1 protein-coding gene is annotated in these 476 nt (G+C 62.4%); it reads right to left on the reverse strand.

All coding sequences use genetic code 11. From position 1 onward, the window contains the following. On the reverse strand, window positions 1-437 hold a 437-nt coding region (locus HLUSI_RS0119590), incomplete at its 3' end, for an ABC transporter permease subunit (RefSeq protein WP_016835562.1). Window positions 438-476: the final 39 nt, after the last annotated feature.

Raw genomic sequence — 476 nt, forward strand, 5'->3', positions numbered from 1 at the left:
ATCGCCAGCCGCAGCGCCTGCGGCATGACGATGTGACAAATGGTCTGGAAGCGCGTCAGGCCGAGACTGTATCCCGCGCTCCACTGCCCCGCACTGACGCCTTCCATCGCACCACGCATGGTTTCGGAAAGATAGGCCCCGGCGTTGGCGGTCAACACCAGCGTGCCGATCACGATCAGCGGCAGTTCGACGCCGGCGGCGCCCAGCCCGAAATAGACCAGGAAAGCCTGGATCAGTTGCGGCGTACTGCGCATGAAACTGACATAGACATTCGCCACGGCCGCCAGCACCGGCACGCGCTCATGCCGGATGAAGGTGACCAGCATGCCGAGCGGCAAACCGAACATCATGCCCAGGATTGCGTACAGCACTGTATACAGTGTCCCCAGCAGAATCAGGTTGCCGGAGTCGGCCAGCGCGGCGAACAGGTCGGCCATGCGGATCGCTATTGCACGGCCGGCCTTTCATGGCTTTAT

This window comes from Herbaspirillum lusitanum P6-12, from assembly GCF_000256565.1.
GTDB classification, from domain to species: domain Bacteria; phylum Pseudomonadota; class Gammaproteobacteria; order Burkholderiales; family Burkholderiaceae_D; genus Herbaspirillum; species Herbaspirillum lusitanum.